The organism is Acidovorax carolinensis, assembly GCF_002157145.1.
Taxonomy (GTDB): Bacteria; Pseudomonadota; Gammaproteobacteria; order Burkholderiales; family Burkholderiaceae_C; genus Acidovorax; species Acidovorax carolinensis.
Genome location: NZ_CP021361.1, coordinates 103,740 through 120,363 on the forward strand (window position 1 = coordinate 103,740; position 16,624 = coordinate 120,363).

Annotated in this window: 16 protein-coding genes and 1 pseudogene; 8 read left to right on the forward strand and 9 right to left on the reverse strand. The window is 67.1% G+C overall.

The features are described from left to right. Positions 1-32: 32 nt before the first annotated feature. The 3 genes from CBP34_RS00485 to CBP34_RS19850 all read right to left on the reverse strand — a co-directional run bounded on the left by CBP34_RS00485 (position 33) and on the right by CBP34_RS19850 (position 3,504). Entirely contained in the window at positions 33-1,232 is a 1,200-nt protein-coding gene (locus CBP34_RS00485) for a threonine ammonia-lyase (protein WP_094098988.1), read from the reverse strand. A gap of 159 nt (positions 1,233-1,391) precedes the next feature. Then, positions 1,392-3,074 carry an acyl-CoA dehydrogenase family protein gene (locus CBP34_RS00490; protein WP_094098989.1) on the reverse strand — a complete coding sequence of 561 codons (1,683 nt, stop codon included), beginning with the start codon at positions 3,072-3,074 and terminating at the stop codon, positions 1,392-1,394. A gap of 205 nt (positions 3,075-3,279) precedes the next feature. Beyond that, positions 3,280-3,504, reverse strand: a complete 225-nt coding sequence (locus CBP34_RS19850; protein WP_236748476.1) for a hypothetical protein — start codon at positions 3,502-3,504, stop codon at positions 3,280-3,282. On the opposite strand from CBP34_RS19850, the gene CBP34_RS19855 reads away from it, so the two are divergent. Further along, positions 3,498-3,887 (forward strand): hypothetical protein, encoded by a 390-nt coding sequence (locus CBP34_RS19855; RefSeq protein WP_236748477.1) that lies wholly within the window; start codon positions 3,498-3,500, stop codon positions 3,885-3,887. The genes CBP34_RS19850 and CBP34_RS19855 overlap by 7 nt on opposite strands. 91 nt (positions 3,888-3,978) lie before the next feature. Here CBP34_RS19855 and CBP34_RS19295 read toward each other — a convergent pair whose 3' ends face one another. Further along, a complete protein-coding gene (locus CBP34_RS19295) occupies positions 3,979-4,350 on the reverse strand; it encodes a hypothetical protein (protein ID WP_157896410.1) in 372 nt (123 codons plus the stop codon). Positions 4,351-4,410: 60 nt separating this feature from the next. On the opposite strand from CBP34_RS19295, the gene CBP34_RS00500 reads away from it, so the two are divergent. After that, complete coding sequence (locus CBP34_RS00500; RefSeq protein WP_086926191.1) at positions 4,411-5,157, forward strand: fibro-slime domain-containing protein; 747 nt, start codon at positions 4,411-4,413, stop codon at positions 5,155-5,157. Positions 5,158-5,291: 134 nt separating this feature from the next. Here CBP34_RS00500 and CBP34_RS00505 read toward each other — a convergent pair. The 3 genes and pseudogenes from CBP34_RS00505 to CBP34_RS00515 all read right to left on the reverse strand — a co-directional run bounded on the left by CBP34_RS00505 (position 5,292) and on the right by CBP34_RS00515 (position 8,212). Beyond that, positions 5,292-7,268: pseudogene (locus CBP34_RS00505) on the reverse strand (RecQ family ATP-dependent DNA helicase). Between the two features lie 256 nt (positions 7,269-7,524). Beyond that, complete coding sequence (locus tag CBP34_RS00510; protein ID WP_086910931.1) at positions 7,525-7,875, reverse strand: RNA recognition motif domain-containing protein; 351 nt, start codon at positions 7,873-7,875, stop codon at positions 7,525-7,527. Positions 7,876-8,002: 127 nt separating this feature from the next. Continuing rightward, positions 8,003-8,212 (reverse strand): hypothetical protein, encoded by a 210-nt coding sequence (locus CBP34_RS00515; RefSeq protein ID WP_086913850.1) that lies wholly within the window; start codon positions 8,210-8,212, stop codon positions 8,003-8,005. Positions 8,213-8,602: 390 nt separating this feature from the next. On the opposite strand from CBP34_RS00515, the gene CBP34_RS00520 reads away from it, so the two are divergent. From CBP34_RS00520 to CBP34_RS19715, 5 genes are all read left to right on the forward strand, one after another. Then, complete coding sequence (locus CBP34_RS00520; protein WP_094096979.1) at positions 8,603-9,676, forward strand: homocysteine S-methyltransferase family protein; 1,074 nt, start codon at positions 8,603-8,605, stop codon at positions 9,674-9,676. Between the two features lie 230 nt (positions 9,677-9,906). Further along, a complete protein-coding gene (locus CBP34_RS00525; RefSeq protein ID WP_094098990.1) occupies positions 9,907-11,196 on the forward strand; it encodes an AAA family ATPase in 1,290 nt (429 codons plus the stop codon). Further along, the gene (locus tag CBP34_RS00530) at positions 11,189-11,770 is read left to right on the forward strand and encodes a hypothetical protein (RefSeq protein WP_208616356.1); all 582 of its coding nucleotides are present in this window, start codon (positions 11,189-11,191) and stop codon (positions 11,768-11,770) included. The genes CBP34_RS00525 and CBP34_RS00530 overlap by 8 nt, the downstream gene beginning before the upstream one ends. Then, positions 11,763-12,440 carry an RNA ligase family protein gene (locus tag CBP34_RS00535; protein WP_094096981.1) on the forward strand — a complete coding sequence of 226 codons (678 nt, stop codon included), beginning with the start codon at positions 11,763-11,765 and terminating at the stop codon, positions 12,438-12,440. The genes CBP34_RS00530 and CBP34_RS00535 overlap by 8 nt, the downstream gene beginning before the upstream one ends. Before the next feature lie 743 nt (positions 12,441-13,183). Next, positions 13,184-13,645, forward strand: a complete 462-nt coding sequence (locus tag CBP34_RS19715; protein WP_208616357.1) for a hypothetical protein — start codon at positions 13,184-13,186, stop codon at positions 13,643-13,645. Between the two features lie 83 nt (positions 13,646-13,728). Here the strand turns inward: CBP34_RS19715 and CBP34_RS00545 are convergent, their stop codons facing one another. Beyond that, on the reverse strand, positions 13,729-14,964 hold the full coding sequence (locus CBP34_RS00545; RefSeq protein ID WP_236748608.1) for a CaiB/BaiF CoA transferase family protein: 1,236 nt from the start codon (positions 14,962-14,964) through the stop codon (positions 13,729-13,731). A gap of 236 nt (positions 14,965-15,200) precedes the next feature. Here CBP34_RS00545 and CBP34_RS00550 point away from each other — a divergent pair, with 236 nt between their 5' ends. Then, complete coding sequence (locus tag CBP34_RS00550) at positions 15,201-16,115, forward strand: LysR family transcriptional regulator (protein ID WP_086913851.1); 915 nt, start codon at positions 15,201-15,203, stop codon at positions 16,113-16,115. A 65-nt stretch (positions 16,116-16,180) separates the two neighbouring features. On the opposite strand, the gene CBP34_RS00555 is transcribed toward CBP34_RS00550, so the two are convergent. Then, entirely contained in the window at positions 16,181-16,564 is a 384-nt protein-coding gene (locus CBP34_RS00555) for a PaaI family thioesterase (RefSeq protein ID WP_086913852.1), read from the reverse strand. Positions 16,565-16,624 lie beyond the last annotated feature (60 nt).

Genomic DNA, 16,624 nt, shown 5'->3' on the forward strand with positions numbered 1-16,624 from the left:
AGCACCAAAGGTGGCGCGTGCCCGCGGCGTTGCTACATCAGCGCCGCTTCCATGCCGGCGCCACGCAACGCCTCCAGCACCTGGGCCACATGGGACTGGCCGCGGGTCTGCAGCACCAGTTCGATCTCCACGTTTTGCGCCGCCAGCATGGTGAAGGCGCGCTGGTGGTGCACCTCTTCGATGTTGGCGCCCGCATCGGCCACGGTGGCGGTGATGCGCGCCAGCACACCCGGTATATCGCGCGCACTGACCTTGATGCGCGCCAGCCTCCCCGAGCGCACCATGCCGCGCTCAATGATGGCGGCCAGCAGCAGCGGGTCGATGTTGCCGCCGCACAGCACCAGCCCCACTTTCTTGCCGGCAAAGCGCTCGGGGTAGCGCAGCAGCGCGGCAAGGCCTGCAGCGCCCGCGCCTTCGACCAGGGTTTTTTCGATCTCCAGCAGCATCAGCACGGCCTGCTCGATGTCGCCCTCGTCCACCAGCACCAGGTCGTCCACCAGGCGCTTGACGACTTCCTGCGTCAGGGTGCCGGGCGTGCCCACGGCAATGCCCTCGGCGATGGTTGATGTGCCCTGCGGGTGGTGCGTGCCCTTGATGGCGTTCACCATGGCCGGAAAGCGCGCGGTCTGCACGCCAATGACCTCGATGTCCGGGCGCAGCGCCTTGGCCGCCGTGGCCACGCCGGCAATCAGCCCGCCGCCGCCCACGGCGATGACCAGGGTGTCCAGGTCGGGCACGGCCTGCAGAATCTCTAGAGCGAGCGTGCCTTGGCCGGCGGCCACGGCCTCGTCATCGTAGGGGTGGACGAACACCAGCCCTTCGGTGTCGGCGAGATGGTAGGCATGGGCGCGCGCTTCCTCCAGCGTGTCGCCGTGCAGCACCACCTCGGCGCCAAAGCCGCGCGTGCGCTCCACCTTCACGCCGGGCGTGAAGCGCGGCATGACAATGACCGCGCGCAGGCCCAGGCGCTGCGCGTGGTAGGCCACGCCCTGTGCATGGTTGCCGGCGCTCATGGCCACCACGCCCCGGGCGCGCTCGGCCGGCGTGAGCAGCGTGAGCTTGTTGCAGGCACCGCGCTCCTTGAACGAGGCGGTGAACTGCAGGTTCTCGAACTTCAGGAAAACCTGGGCGCCAACGATGTCCGACAGCGTGCGCGATTCGACGCACGGCGTGTCGAGCACCTGGCCCTGCAGCCGGGTGGCTGCGTCGCGAATGTCTTGAATGGAAAGCATGGCCGACATTGTGGGGGCAGCAGCGCGCCGTGTTGTGAAACTACGTTATTGATAGCTGCTTGCGCTTATGAATAAAACGTTTGAGCCCGATTTGACTCAAAGTTCTCCAGGCGGACAGGTTCCGACATCGCATCCGGCGCCCCGGCGCATCGTCGGCGATCAACCGGGAAAGGCGCGTGCCAGCACCGCTGCCACGTCGATCGCCCGCGTGTCGATGGTCCCCACCACCCGGCCCGCTGATGCGCTGCCCAGCCGCGTGGCAATAAAGCCATCGGCCACCGCCGCCGGCGCATGGCGGCGCAGCAGGCACGCCTGGGCCACCAGCACCAGGCGCTGCACCAGCACGCGGCCCAGGGCTTCCAGCGCCTCGGGGGGCTTGGTGGCCAGCAGGCCGCGCAATACCTGCAGCTCGGCCAGCAACAGCGGCTCGCCGGCAGCGGTGTCCGCCAGTTCCGCCAGCAAGGCCATGGCGGCCTCGGGCTCGCGGCCAATGGCGCGCAGCACATCCAGGCACATCACGTTGCCCGAGCCCTCCCAGATGGAGTTGACCGGTGCCTCGCGAAACAGCCTGGCCATCGCGCTGCTGTCCACATAGCCGTTGCCGCCAAACACTTCCATGGCCTCGCCGGTCAGCTCCACTGCGCGCTTGCAGACCCAGAACTTGGCGGCGGGCGTCATCACGCGCTTCCACGCGCGCTGTGCGGGGTCGCTCGCTCCCTCGCTTTCATGCTCGTAGGCCTGCGCCAGCCGCATGGCCAGCACCAGCGCGGCCTCGCTTTCCAGGGCCAGATCGGCCAGCACCGCGCGCATCAGTGGCTGCTCGGCCAGACGTTTGCCAAACGCCTGGCGCTGTCGTGCATAGGCCAGGGCCTGCACCGTGGCCTGGCGCAGGATGGCGGCGCTGCCCAGTACGCAGTTGAGCCGGGTGGTGGTGGCCATCTCGATGATGGTGGGAATGCCGCGCCCTTCCTCGCCCATCAGGATGCCCCATGCGTCCGCAAACTCGACCTCGCTGCTCGCATTGCTGCGGTTGCCCACCTTGTCTTTGAGGCGCTGCACGTTCACCGCGTTCTTGCTGCCATCGGGCCGCCAGCGCGGCACAAAAAAGCAGGCGTGGCCGCCCTCGGCCGTGCGCGCCACCACCAGGTGCGCGTCGCACATCGGCGCCGAGAAAAACCACTTGTGGCCGCGCAGCAGATATTCGCCCCCGCGCCCGCCCGCGCCTGTACCTGAGCGCAACGGCGTGGCCAGCGTGGAATTGGCGCGCACGTCCGAGCCGCCCTGCTTTTCGGTCATGCCCATGCCCAGCCAGATCGAGCGCTTTTGCGCCAGCGGCACATCGCGCGCGTCGTAGTCGTTGCTGAACAGCTGTGCCTGCAGCTGCGCCCACAGCGCGGGCTCCTTTTGCAGCACCGGAATGCTGGCCGTGGTCATGGTGGCCGGGCACAGCGTGCCCTGCTCGACCTGGCCATGCAGGTAAAAGCCCGCGGCCCACGCCGTCCACCGGCCCGCGCGCTGGTTTAGAAACGGCTGCGCGACCAGGCCCTGCGCGCGGTACAACGCCATCAGCGCGTGCCAGCTGGGGTGAAACTCCACCGTGTCGGTGCGGCGGCCCCGCGCATCAAAGCTGTGCAATGTGGGGGTGTGGCGATTGGCTTGTTCGGCCAGGCGCCAGGTGTCCTGCGCGCCCAGCTGCTGGCCGTAGGCCGCCAGCTGCGGCTGCGCCCAGAGCGCGCCCGCGCGCTCCAGCGCTTCACCCAGCGCTGCGTCGGTGGTGAGCAGGTTGAAATCGGCCAGCTCGTCGAACTGGTTGAAAACCTCGTGCGTGGTCCAGGCGGTCATGGTGTTGGCCTCTTCGTGCGTGATCGGGCTTCGGGCAGCTGCCATGATGTCCGGGAAAAATTGGTTGCACAAGCTGCGCGGGGTTGCGCAGGCCCATTCGGCCGAGCGGCCCCGGTTTGATGGCAAAAATGGCCGCTAGCGCTTGTGCAGAAAGCGCTGATAGCTCACGTTTTGATAGTGACTCTGACGGGCCCCGCCACGGCCCTCAGCGCAGCACCCTGCAGTTGCCGAACTCGCAGCGGATCGCCAGCGCATCGCCGTTGGCGCAGGCCACGCTGTAGGTCTCGAACCCCGGCCCCTTGGCTGCCAGCGAGGCCATGGGCTGTTCGCTGCACGACTGGCTGCGCGCCAGGCGTTCGGCGCTGAAGGCATCGGTGCCGATCGGGCGGGGCGCTGCCGGCGTTGCGGTGGGCGCAGGGCGCCATGGCACCGGCCGGGGCATGGCCGCCACCGGGCCGTGGCCCGGGCCGCCATGCAGGCAGCCTCGGTGCGCTGGCGCCGCTCCAGTGCCTGCAGCCCCTGCGTGGCACCCAGTACGCCACCCACGGCGGCCCAGTCGCGCACCGTGTCGTGCCCGTAGCCCAGGCCCCACACCAGCGCAGCCGTCACCAGCGCACCCTGCACCAGGCCGTCCAGCGTCTCGGCCACCACACCCACCTGGGCCGCGTTCTGGCGGCAAGTGGCCAGATCGGCGCTGTAGCGAGCGCTGGCACTGTCGTCGGGCGCCAGTTGCGCCGCCAGGTTCGGGCTTTGCGTGGCGCAGCCTGCGAGCACGGCCAGGGCGATCAGCCCGGCACACAGCCGCGGCGGTAGCACTGGCAGGGCGTGCCTGCCGCCACGTTGTCGTGGGCCGCGGTCCATCACGCCGGCGCTGGCGGCCGTGGTGCGGGGCGGTGCGTGGTGGTCATGTCGGGTTTGAACGCGAGGACGGCGCGGTGGGCAGGCATATCGCGAGGTCGTCTTCAGGAGGACGAATGTAGCAGCGCCAACCGCCCTCAGCCGGTTGGTGATATGTGGTGGGGAAAAGTGCTCCCAATGCATAGACGATAAGCATTAAAAGCTCATGTTTCAGTAGCGGCATGCGCAAGCCGTGTTGTTGGTTGCGGAACGCCGGCCAGCCGAAACTCTTTGTCGCACAACCAGCTGCTGTGGTTCGCCCACGGTGGACAAGGTACTTGCCGCGAAGCAATGCAGCGATCACACGGTCCATGTAAACGTCGGAAAATTTTACAAATTTGCAGTTTGTGAAAAATTCATTCAATGAAATCAACAACATACGCGATTGGCACAGAAACTGCAGTGATCCGGATACGCATTCATCCCACGAGATATCAATATGAAACGCTTTCTTGCTGCCACGTTCGCGACCTTCTCCTGTCTGACGGCCTTCGCAGGTGCGATCACGCTGACCGGCACGGTGCGTGACTTCAATTCGGATGGTGTGAACTTCGAGGGTTCCCTCACTTCGGGCTCCGGTTACGTCGGTTCCACCCTGAGCGGCGCATCACCCACCCTGACAGCCCTGGGCAGCAGCGTCATCAGCAACAGCGGCGCGGGTGCATTCAGCAATTGGTACACCAACACTGCCAACAGCACATCTCATTCCATCACGCTGAACGAGACGTTTGCTGGTAGCGGCGTTTATCAGTACACGAACAACAACTTTTTCCCCATCGATGGCGCCCTGCTTGGCAACCAAGGCAGGGCACACAACTACCACTTCACCTACGCCATTGCATCGACCTTCAGCTACATCCAGGGTGCTGGTCAGACTTTTTCGTTCACTGGCGACGACGATGTGTGGGTGTATTTCGACAAGCAACTCGGAATCGATCTTGGCGGAGTGCATGGCGCTCAAAGTCAAACCGTGAACTTAGATACGCTGATGGCCGGCAAGGCCACCGGCGACTACAGCTTCGATTTCTTTTTCGCGGAGCGGCACACCACCCAGTCCAATTTGCTGATCACGACATCGCTGGTTTTGAGAGACCCACCCAACGCAGTGCCCGAGCCAGGCTCCATCGCCTTGATCGGCCTTTCACTGGTTGGCCTGGCTGTCGCCCGCCGCCGCAAATCGGCCTGATTTGCTGAACATCAGCGGAGGCGCCTCCGGGCGCCGTTTTTGTTGGTGCGGATGGCGATGGATGCGCCACTCGGAACGATTGCTGTACGCAGCGGCCCGCCGCCCGGCCCGCTGCTGTGTTCAGACCCGCATGCTCACTGCCCGCACACCCGCAGCACCTCGGCGCCATACGCCTCCAGCTTCTTCGCCCCCATGCCGCTGATGCCCTGCAGGTCCTCCAGCGTGCCGGGGTTGCGTTCGGCAATCGCCGCCAGGGTGGCGTCGTGAAAGATCACATACGCCGGCAGGTTGTGCTCGCGCGCCACCTCGGCGCGCCAGGCCTTGAGGTTGATGAAGCGCACCTGCGCATCGGGGCCCAGGTTGGCGGCGGCGGCCGGGGGGCGCTGCCGGTTCCCTTGCGTGATCGCGTGCGTTTGGCCGGGCCGAGGACACCGATTCGCGCAGCTGCACCGGCACCTCGCCCTTGAGCACGGCGCGCGAGCCTTCGGTGAGGCACAGGGTGTCAAAGCTGTGGCCGCTGTCCAGCATCACCTTCTGCAGGCCCAGGGCGCCGGTGGCGATCAGCTGGCGCAGCACGCCGCGCAGCTGGGGCTCGGTCAGGTCGGCGCCAATGCCGAAGGTGGAGATCTTTTCGTGCCCGAACTGCGCGACCTTCTCCGTCTTCTTGCCGCGCAACACATCCATGATGTGCCCGGTGCCAAAGCTGATGCCGCTGGCCTGGTTCACGCGGTAGATGGTGGACAGCAGCTTGCGCGCAGCGTCGGTCGCATCCCACACGGCGGGCGGGTTCAGGCAGTTGTCGCAGTTGCCACATGTGACCCCCACGCTCGGCACTTCGTGTGCTCGCTGCCCCCCGAGGGGGCCTTGCCCGCCTTGGGGCGGCCCGGCGGCGGGCAGTTTGGCGCCGTACGTTTCGCCAAAGTAGGCCAGCAGCCGCACGCGGCGGCAGTCGGTGGCCTCGGCCAGGGCCAGCAGCGCATCAAGCTTGCCGCGCAGCGCCTGCTTGAACTCCTCGCCCGCCGGGCTCTCGTCGATCATGCGGCGCTGGTTGACCACATCGTTCAGGCCATAGGCCATCCAGGCGTCGGCGTTCAGCCCATCGCGGCCCGCGCGGCCGGTTTCCTGGTAGTAGCCCTCGATGTTCTTGGGCATGTCCACATGCGCCACAAAGCGCACATCGGGCTTGTCGATGCCCATGCCAAACGCGATGGTGGCCACCATCACGATGCCTTCCTCGCGCAGGAAGCGGTCCTGGTTCCTCTGGCGCACCTTGGTGTCCAGCCCCGCGTGGTAGGGCAGGGCGGTGATGCCCGCATCGCACAAGGTGTTGGCCAGTTCTTCCACCCGCTTGCGTGACTGGCAATACACCACGCCAGCTTCGCCTGCGTGCTCGCGTTCGATGAAGCGCAGCAGCTGGGTGGTGGCGTCCTTCTTTTCCACAATCGTGTAGCGGATGTTGGGCCGGTCAAAGCTGCTGATGAACAACCGCGCGTCTTCGAGCTGCAGCCGCTCGATGATGTCGGCCCGCGTGAGGTCGTCGGCCGTGGCCGTGAGCGCAATGCGCGGCACGCCCGCATAGCGCTCGTGCAGCACCGTGAGCGCGCGGTACTCGGGGCGAAAGTCGTGGCCCCACTGGCTCACGCAGTGCGCCTCGTCAATGGCAAACAGCGAGAGGTGCCCGCCCTGGTACAGGCTGTCGAGCAGGCCCAGGAAACGTGGTGTGTTCAGCCGCTCGGGCGCGGCATACAGCAGCGTGATGTCGCCGGTTTGCAGGCGCAGCTCCACGTCCTGCGCCTCGTCAAAACTCAGCGTGGAGTTGAGGAACGCCGCGTCCACCCCCGCCTCGTGCAGCGCGCCCACCTGGTCGTGCATCAGCGCAATCAGCGGCGAGACGACGATGGTCACCCCGCGCCCCTGCTGCTGGCGCACGATGGCGGGCACCTGGTAGCACAGCGATTTGCCGCCGCCCGTGGGCATGAGCACCAGCGCATCGCCGCCGGCGATCACATGCTCGACGATGTCCTGCTGGGGCCCCGAAACTGTTCGTAGCCAAAGACGTCGTGCAGGACGGTGTGGGCAGGGGTCGGTGCGGTGGCGAGGCGAGAAGACAAGCGGATACTCTGAAATTGATAGCTGATGGCGCTTATCTATAAAGCGCTAGAGGCCAATTTGACCCATATTTTCGCGGCGGGCTTGCCAGCGGGCGAAGGGGCTTATTGTGCGCCGGGTGTCGCACTGCGCAGGAGCGGCGGCATGGGGCGCCACGCCAGAGTCCGCCCCTGCTGGCGCGCCAGCTGCCGCCGGGGCTGATCGGGACAAAAAAAGACCGGCTCCGCAGAGCCGGTCTTTCGCAGGAAGTGGCTGGCTTCAGTAACGGCCGCCGCCGTAGCCACCCGTGCCGTAGCCAACGTCCGAGCGCTTGCCCGCGGTGTAGCCGGTAGCGCTGTAGCCACCCGAGTCGCTGCGCTCTTCGCGCGGGCGGGCCAGGTTCACGACGATCGAGCGGCCATCGACAGACATGCCGTGCAGCGCGCTGATGGCGGCTTGCGCAACTTCGACGTTCGCCATTTCCACAAAGCCGAAGCCTTTGGAGCGCCCGGTTTCGCGGTCCATCATGACCTTGGCCGACGAGACGCCGCCAAACTCGGCAAAGTTGCTTTCCAGGGTGGAGTCGGTCACGGAGTAGGGCAGGTTGCCCACGTAGATTTTGGTACTCATGGAAGAGCCTTTCTGAAGAGTGGTGTGCAACGAATGGCGCACCGTTGGGGTTGGGGCGTGCGGATCGGGAGCCCGCAGCACGGAGGAAGGGTTGACTGGAATGGACCTGGGGTGAGCAGACCATCCATCAGCAGGTGGGCGGGTGCGCCATGCTCGTTTGCAGCCAGCCCTGGGTGACTGCAAAGAGCCGGGCGGCCTCGCGCGAGGCGAACGCTTTGTCAAAACGGAATACGCGGCAGTAGCTGCCGTTGCCCTGGGAGCGTTGGACCGAGAAGGAGGCGCGAAAGCGGCCGCAGTCGGTCGGGTGTGTCGCGGGCGAAACGACGTACTTGCCCATGGAAATGGCGGTCTTGGAAATCGGGGTCAATCAGGATCGCAGGCTTGGAAATCGACCTGCGTGAGCATCGAGGGACGCGGTGGGCTGCAGCTCTACAGACCCACTGGGCGACAACGGTCGCAAATGGCGGCCTGCATTTGGGGGCGGCTTGCCGCCTCTGAGCAGGCGTTGCGGTGACGGCCTTGTCAGGGGACGTGACTGCAACAGAAGTCAGTATATCGCAATGCGTATGTGGAATTTAATTAATATTCTTTGTGGTTTTAAAAGAACGTCGCGCCGGGGTACACCGTGCGTCCTTTAGCCGCCATGCCTCGCGGTTCTGGCGCGCTCCGCTTGCCGCAGAGATCCGCAAACGGCGCCGGAGGGCCCGGCTTCCTACAATAGCGGGCTATGCAAGCCCTTCACTACACCCGCGCCGCGCAACTGCCCGACATCCTCGCCCAACGCATCGTCATCCTCGACGGCGCCATGGGCACCATGATCCAGCGCTTCAAGCTGGGCGAGGCGCAGTACCGGGGCGAGGGCTACACGGGGCCAGATGGCGCGGGCGATCGCTTCAAGGACTTTCCGCGCGATGTGAAGGGCAACAACGAGCTGCTCAGCATCACGCGGCCCGACGTGATCCGCGACATCCACGAGCGCTACCTGGCCGCAGGCGCTGACCTGATCGAGACCAACACCTTCGGCGCCACCACCGTGGCGCAGGAGGACTACAAGATGGCCCACCTGGCGCGCGAGATGAACCTGCGCTCGGCCCAGCTGGCGCGCGCTGCCTGCGACAAATACAGCACGCCCGAAAAGCCGCGCTTTGTGGCCGGCGCCCTCGGCCCCACGCCCAAGACGGCCAGCATCAGCCCCGATGTGAACGACCCCGGCGCGCGCAATATCGACTTTGAAACCCTGCGTGCGGCCTACTACGAGCAGGTCGAGGCGCTGGTCGAAGGTGGCGCCGATGTGCTGCTGGTCGAGACGATTTTCGACACGCTCAACGCCAAGGCCGCGCTGTTTGCCATCGACGAGTTTTTCGAGAACAGCGGCGAGCGACTGCCACTCATCATCAGCGGCACGGTCACCGATGCGTCGGGCCGCATCCTGAGTGGCCAGACCGTGACCGCCTTCTGGAACAGCGTGCGCCATGCGCGCCCGCTGGCCATTGGCCTCAATTGCGCCCTGGGCGCCACGCTGATGCGACCTTACATCCAGGAGCTCAACCGCGTGGCCGAGGACACCTTCATCAGCTGTTATCCCAACGCCGGCCTGCCCAACCCCATGAGCGACACCGGGTTTGACGAAACCCCCGAAATCACCAGCCGCCTGGTGCACGAGTTCGCGGCCGAAGGGCTGGTGAACATCCTGGGCGGCTGCTGCGGCACGACGCCGGACCACATTGGCGCGATTGCCAAGGCGGTGGCGCCGGTGAAAACGCGCCAGCTGTTCTACCGCGAGCCCGCCGCATTGGCCTGAGAGGCTGAGAGTCTTTTGCCTATGCCCGCCTTGCACGCCAAATCACCCCTGCTCGTCGTTGCAAATGCGCGCCATAGCCCGAGCTATGGCTGTGCTTTGCGCCTCGATCAGCGGCGTTTTGACGCGCCTTTCGGGCACGGGCAAAAAACTCTCAGCCTCTGAGCCGACCCGAAGCGAGCGTGCAGCCCGCCGCCCACCACCGGCCGCGCTGGGGCGGCAAAACACCGCACATGATCAAGCACCTGCAGCTCAAGAACCTCAAGGCCTGGCGCGACAGTGGCAGCGTGCGGCTGGCGCCGGTCACCATGCTGCTGGGCAGCAACTCGTCGGGCAAATCCACCTTGCTGCAAAGCCTGCTGCTGCTCAAGCAGACCGCGGCCGCGCCCGATCGCACGGTGCACCTGAACCTGGGCGGCGACGAGGCCAACGACCTGGTCAGCCTGGGCGACTTTGACGCCGTGCTGGCGCATGGCACTGCGGCGCCGCGCCAGTTCGAGATCGTGCTGGAGTTCGAGCGCCCCGAGGGCGAGCGCGTGCGCCAGGGCCGCTTCGCCTGCAGCTACGGCCAGACGGCCGGCGGCGCCGTGGTGGTGCAGGCACTGTCGCTGTCTACGGTGGCACGGCAGTTTCGGGCCGTGCGCCGCGAGCGCGGGGCCTATGCGGTGTGGGTGGATGGCGAGCCCCGGCCGCGCGGCAAGGGGCCGCAACTGGCGCCCGAACGTTCGATTGCGTTCTCGGCCGAAGCCATTGCCCTGCTGGGCCCCGATGGCGCCCATCTGCAGGACCTGAGCCTGGCCCTGCGCCGCGAACTGGAAGGCATCGTCTACCTGGGGCCGCTGCGCCAGCGACCCGCGCGCGACCAGGTGTGGAACAAGGGCGGGTCGGGCTCCGTGGGGGCCGAGGGCCAGCAGGCCATCAACGCCCTGCTGTCCGATGCCTTGCAGCCGGGCGTGGGGCAGGGCGCGGTGCTGCGCAGCGTGTCGGCGGGGTTGCAGCGCATGGGCCTGGCCGACCGCATCGAGGTGCGCCAGCTGGGGCGCTCCAGCCGCTACGAACTGCTGGTGCACAAGGACGGTGTTGCCGCCAACCTGCGCGATGTGGGGGTGGGCGTGGCGCAGGTGCTGCCGGTGCTCACGGTGGCCTATAGCGTGCCGCCCGGCAGCACGGTGCTGCTCGAAGAGCCCGAAATCCACCTGCACCCGCTGGCCCAGGCGGTGCTGGCCGAGCTGTTTGCCGAGGTCAGCCAGCAGCGCCAGGTGCAGTTTCTGGTGGAGACGCATTCCGAGCACCTGTTTCGCCGCATGCAGACCCTGCTGGCGCGCCGTCAGACCACCACCGCGCAATGCCAGATGCTGTTTGTGGAGCGGCAGGGCGCCAATGCGGTGCTGGTGCCGCTCGAGGTGGACGAATTCGGCGCCGTGCGCAACTGGCCGCCACGGTTTTTCGGCGATGCCATGGGCGAGGCGCGCGAGCAGGCACGCGCCCGGGCGCAGCGCATGAGGGAAGCCGCCGGTGCTTGAGCCTTCCGGCCCTGCGTCCGCCGCTGTGCCGGCCTCGCGGCTGGTGGACACCAACGTGCTGATCGTCGCCAGCGCGGCCGATGCCGGCTCGCCGTTTCGCCAGGAGGGCACACCGGTGGACGACGCCGCGCTGCGCCAGCGCGTGTTCGACTGGCTGGAGGCGTTTGAGGGCGACCCCGCGCGCCACGCCGTGCTCGACGCCGGCTGGCTGGTGTGCGGCGAATACGGGCACAAGCTCTCGGAGCAGGACTACGGCTGGCTGGTGATGATGCACAAGATCGACCGCAACGAAGTGGTGTGGGTGGATGTGCAGCCCGATGCCGATGGCAACGCCGTGCTGCCCACCGCGCTGGCCAGCGCCGTGACCGATCTGGCCGACCGCAAGATGGTGGCGGCCGCCCTGGCCGCACTCGAACTGGGCAGCGCCTGCAAGCTCACCAATGCCAGCGACACCGACTGGCTCGATTGTCAGAAGGCGCTGCGGGCGGTGGGCCTGGAGGTGGAGAATTTGTTGAACGACTGGCTGGTGGCGCGTTGGCACACCAAGCATGGAAAAAAGGCGCGATATGACTGATTTCTTCCGATTCCCGCACACCCCGCACATCGCCTGGCTGGCCACCGGCGCGCCGCGTGACGACAAGGTGCTGTCGCCCGATGAGGCGCACGAACTGCTGGCCGGCGACGTGGTGCTGGAGGAAAAGCTCGACGGCGCCAACCTGGGCTTTTCGGTGTCGCCCGATGGCGTGTTGCGCGCGCAAAACCGCGGGCAGTATCTGCCGCAACCCTTTCACGGCCAGTTTGCCCGGCTGGGCCCCTGGCTGGCCGCGCACGAAGACAAGCTGTTTGATGCGCTGGGCACCGACCTGGTGGCGTTTGGCGAATGGTGCGCCGCCCGCCACTCGCTCGACTACGCCGCGCTGCCCGACTGGTGGCTGCTGTTCGATGTGTATGACCGCAGCACGGGCCGGTTCTGGAGCACCACGCGGCGCAACGCGTGGGCGGCGCGCATGGGCTTCGCGACCGTGCCGTGCCTGTATGCCGGGCCGGTGAACCTGGACGAGCTGCGCGAACGGGTGCATGCAACGCACAGCCAGTTTCGCCAGGGCAACCTCGAAGGCATCGTGATCCGCCGCGAAAACGCCGACTGGCTGGAGCAGCGCGCCAAGCTGGTGCGCGCCGATTTCACCCAGACCATCGAAGAGCACTGGCGCAGCCGCGCGCTGGAGTGGAACCGGGTCGAGTGACGCCGCCGCGCCCGCGCCCGTGATGCGCTTGCGGTGGCCACGGGTCGCCAAAACCCGCAGAATCTGCGGGCGTGCCGCATCCTCGGCGCGCATCCAGCCACAACCCAAAGCCCCGCCATGTCCATCCGCATGGAACCGCCCCGCAGCCTCCAGCCGCCCGTTGCACAGGCCCTGGCGCAAGCGGCTTTGCAGCGGCAGAACATGCTGCTGGGAGCCGAGCGCGAAGGGGCCGTGCCCGCGCCAGCCCAGGAGCCCTTGCCGGCACCGCCCGCTGCGGGTGCGCACCCGGTGGTGCCTGTTCCCGTGGCGCAGCCAGCACCGCCGGTGCTCACGGACCGGGTGAGCCTGTCGGCGCAGGCCCGGCAAGGCCTGGGCGATGCGCTGCTGCCCACAGCCGATGCCGGGGGCCGCGCAGGCACCGGCGCGCAATCCGCATCACCACTGAATCCCCCGGCTTTGGGTGCGCCCGCCAGCGCCATGCCGCTGTTGCCTGCGTGGCCCAGCACCGGGCTGGCCGGGCCGCTGCGCAGCATGGTGGACGCCCTGGTGCAGCAGCTCACGGCCCCGGTGCTGCCCCAGCAGGTGCTGCGGGCGCAGCCCTGGCCCGCCGATCTGGCCCGGGCGCTGGATGGCGGCGATGAGGCCCAGTTGCCACCACTACAGAACTGGCTGGTGCGTCAGGGATCGGTGCAGACGACCGAGGGCGCGCGCGGGTTTTCGCTCACCTTGCGAGTGCCGGCAGCGTGGTTGCAGGCCCAGTCAATGTCTCTGGCCGCGGCGCCGGGTTCGGCCGCCCCCTTGCAGGCAGCGTTCGCGGGCCGCCGCAGGCCCTGCAATCGGGCGTGGTGGCGCTGGTGCTGCAGGGCACCGAGCCCGCTGCCGCGCGCACCAGCGCGCTGCTGGTCATGGATTTTCAGCCGCAGCAGGCGGCCCAGGTGTATGGGCGGGAGATGTCGATGCGCCTGGACCCCTGGGTGCAGATGGCCGCCCTGCAGGCGACCGGACAGGTGCCGCGCGACGAGGACCAGGCCCGCAGCGGTGGGCAGGGCCTGTGCCATACCCCCGGCTGCCCCTATGCCGGGCGGGCTGAGTGCGAGCAGCCCTTTTGCCTGGCGCTGCACAGCGTGGCCGCGGTAGCACCCGCGCCGGCCGTGGGGGGCAGGCGCCGGATTCTCCCAGCGCAGACCCGGGCGAAAACGGCGTGAGCGCTGGACCCGGTGTTAACAACCGGTAAGTGGCATTGCGCACTGGCGCCCTGCGGGCTGCTGCGGCGCAGGAGGCTCTACAACTACACCACGCCCTTGGCGCGCAGCGCAGCCATGCGCTCTTTGTCCACACCCAGGCGTTCGCGCAATACCTGCTCGGTGTGCTGGCCCAGGGCAGGTGGTGCATGGCGCAGCGTGGGCGGTGTGTCTGACAGGCGCATGGGGCTGGCCGTGGTCACCACGCGGTTGACGTGTTCGCCCGCAGGCGGCTGGGCGCCGGGGTAGCGCTCTTGCTCCACGCGCAGGCCCCGGTATTGCACCTGGGGGTCGTCAAAGGCCTGGCCGATATGGTTGATGGGGCCGCAGGGCACGGCCTTGTCTTCCAGCAGACGTACCCATTCGGCCATGGGCCGCGTGCGGGTGAGCGCGCTCATCATGGGGATGAGGGTGTCGCGGTGCCTGACACGGCCGGCGTTGGTGGTAAAGCGCGCGTCCTGTGCCCAGTCCACGCCGGCGGCGGCGCAAAAGCGGGCGAACTGCCCGTCGTTGCCAATGGCCAGCAGCACGTTGCCATCCTGCGTGGGGAAGTCCTGGTAGGGCACGACGCTGGGGTGGGTGTTGCCCTGGCGCTTGGGCACGTTGCCGGAGTTGAGATAACCCGTGCCCTGGTTGGCCAGGATGGCCATGGCCACGTCCAGCAGGGCCATGTCGATGTGCTGGCCGCGGCCCGTGTGGTGGCGCGCTTCCAGGGCGCTGAGGATGGCGCTGGTTGCGTACATGCCGGTGAAAAGGTCGATCACGGCCACACCCACGCGCAAGGGGCCACCGCCGGGCTCTGAGTCGGCGTGCCCGGTGATGCTCATCAGCCCGCTCATGGCCTGTACCAGCATGTCGTAGCCAGCGCGCGATGCATAAGGCCCGGTGTGGCCAAAGCCTGTGACCGAGCAGTAGATCAGACGTGGGTTGAGGTGGCGCAGGCTCTCGTAGTCCAGGCCGTAGCGCGCAAGGCCCCCGGTCTTGAAATTTTCCACCAGCACGTCGCTTTGGCAGGCCAGTTCGCGGATGAGTTCCTGGCCCTCGGGTGTGGCCATGTCCACCGTGACGGAGCGCTTGTTGCGGTTGCAGGCGGCAAAGTAGCAGGCGTTGTCGGTGGGTGTGCCGGCCGCATCGGCAAAAAAGGGCGGGCCCCAGTGGCGCGTGTCGTCACCCTCGCCGGGCTTCTCGATCTTGATCACATCGGCCCCCATGTCGGCCAGGTTCTGGGTGCACCAGGGACCGGCGAGCACGCGCGAGAGGTCGAGCACGCGCAGGTGGCCCAGAGCCCCCGTGCGTTGCGGTGCCGCCGCGTGCGGGGCAGGGGGGCAGGGGCGGTGGCGTGGTCGCTGGCGGTCATGGCGTTCTTTCGGTGGTACCTGTCGAGTGGCCCGCACTTTGCAGGCAAGGTTGCCATCCTATGGCGGCTGCGCGCAGGGTGACTTCGCTTTTATTGAAGGCAGCGTTTGTGCCTGACAGCACAGGCGCGCAAGGAGGGGCCAAGCTTTCCTACAATGCGCGCATGGCCATGCATTTTGATCTTGTGGATTTGCGTTTGATGGTGCGCATTGCTGAAGCAAACAGCATGACGCGCGGAGCGGAGTTGTCTTTCATTTCCTTGCCTGCCGCGAGCACGCGCATCAAAAACCTGGAAGAGAGCATTGGCACAAAGCTGCTGTACCGCACCAGCCAGGGCGTGACGCTGACCCCGCCGGGCCAGGCCTTCGTCACCCATGCGCGCATGGTGCTGGGCCAGATTGAGCACCTGCGCGGCGATATGCAGGAATACGTGCGTGGCATCAAGGGCCATGTGCGCGTGTTTGCCAACACCACGTCGCTGGGCGAGTTCCTGCCGCCGGTGCTGCGCCTTTACCTGCGTCGCAACCCGGACGTCAACATCGACCTGCGCGAGCGCCTGTCGCACGACATCGTGCGCGCCGTGACCGAGGGGCAGACCGACATCGGCATCGTCGCCGGCCTGGTACGCACCGAAAACCTCGAGACCCTGCCCTACCACCGTGACCGCCTGGTGCTGGTGGTGCCGCGCGGCCATGCGCTCGACGGCCAGATGCAGATTGACTTTGCCGACACGCTGGAGCTCGACTATGTCGGCCTGCACGAGTCGAGCGCCATCCATGCATTTTTGCGCCAGGCCAGCGACCAGCTGCACCGCCCGATCAAGCTGCGGATTCAGGTCGGCAATTTCGAGACCGCCTGCCGCATGATCGAGTCGGGCGTGGGCGTTGGGGTGCTGCCCGAGTCGGCTGCCAGCCGCCACGCCCAGACCATGGACATCGCCATCGTGCCGCTGTCGGATGCCTGGTCGGTGCGCGAAATGCAGATCTGCGTGCGCAGCCTGGAGGCCCTGCCCAGCTTTGCGCAGGAACTGGTGGAGTTGCTGGTGGCAGACGCGCAGGGGCGGTTGCAGCTGGCGTGATGCTCCTCAAATAATAGCTGCCAGCGCTTGATGGGTAAGCGCTGGAGCCACTTTTTACTTCATTCTCATTCGATGGATTTCCAGGTCACCGGTGCCAGCCAGTACTTGAAGGTGCCGCTGGCCGTGGCCACCACCTGGCCCTGCTCGTCGATCAGCTGGCCCGCACAGCTGCACAGGCTGCGCGTGGCGTGCACCACCCAGCCCTCGGCCAGTAGCGCGCCGCGTGCCGGGCGATGGAAGCGGCTGCTCATCTCCACGGTCACGGCAGTCTGCGAGGGCGCATCCGGTAGCTCGCCAGCGGCGCGCGACATCACCGAATCGAGCAGCGCCATGATGACGCCGCCGTGCGCGGCCGGCAGCTGGTTGAGCAGTTCCTCGCGCAGGTGTGGCAGGCGCACATGCACCTTGCCCGGTGGCGCTGGCACCTGCGTGGCGCCGATGAGCCGCATGAAGGCGCTGCGGTCCACCGGCCGTGCCGCTTCGCCCACGGACGTGCCTTCGTCCTGACG

What these genes read in the sequence shown, in the direction of transcription:
- CBP34_RS19855 (WP_236748477.1), top strand. Translation starts at nt 3,498, where the DNA reads ATGGCACCGGCCGGGGCATGGCCGCCACCGGGCCGTGGCCCGGGCCGC.
- CBP34_RS00525 (WP_094098990.1), top strand. Translation starts at nt 9,907, where the DNA reads ATGATCAAGCACCTGCAGCTCAAGAACCTCAAGGCCTGGCGCGACAGT.
- CBP34_RS00535 (WP_094096981.1), top strand. Translation starts at nt 11,763, where the DNA reads ATGACTGATTTCTTCCGATTCCCGCACACCCCGCACATCGCCTGGCTG.
- CBP34_RS00555 (WP_086913852.1), bottom strand. Translation starts at nt 16,564, where the DNA reads ATGCGGCTCATCGGCGCCACGCAGGTGCCAGCGCCACCGGGCAAGGTG.
- CBP34_RS00490 (WP_094098989.1), bottom strand. Translation starts at nt 3,074, where the DNA reads ATGACCGCCTGGACCACGCACGAGGTTTTCAACCAGTTCGACGAGCTG.
- CBP34_RS00520 (WP_094096979.1), top strand. Translation starts at nt 8,603, where the DNA reads ATGCAAGCCCTTCACTACACCCGCGCCGCGCAACTGCCCGACATCCTC.
- CBP34_RS00515 (WP_086913850.1), bottom strand. Translation starts at nt 8,212, where the DNA reads ATGGGCAAGTACGTCGTTTCGCCCGCGACACACCCGACCGACTGCGGC.
- CBP34_RS00485 (WP_094098988.1), bottom strand. Translation starts at nt 1,232, where the DNA reads ATGCTTTCCATTCAAGACATTCGCGACGCAGCCACCCGGCTGCAGGGC.
- CBP34_RS00510 (WP_086910931.1), bottom strand. Translation starts at nt 7,875, where the DNA reads ATGAGTACCAAAATCTACGTGGGCAACCTGCCCTACTCCGTGACCGAC.
- CBP34_RS00550 (WP_086913851.1), top strand. Translation starts at nt 15,201, where the DNA reads ATGGCCATGCATTTTGATCTTGTGGATTTGCGTTTGATGGTGCGCATT.
- CBP34_RS19295 (WP_157896410.1), bottom strand. Translation starts at nt 4,350, where the DNA reads ATGTTGTTGATTTCATTGAATGAATTTTTCACAAACTGCAAATTTGTA.
- CBP34_RS00500 (WP_086926191.1), top strand. Translation starts at nt 4,411, where the DNA reads ATGAAACGCTTTCTTGCTGCCACGTTCGCGACCTTCTCCTGTCTGACG.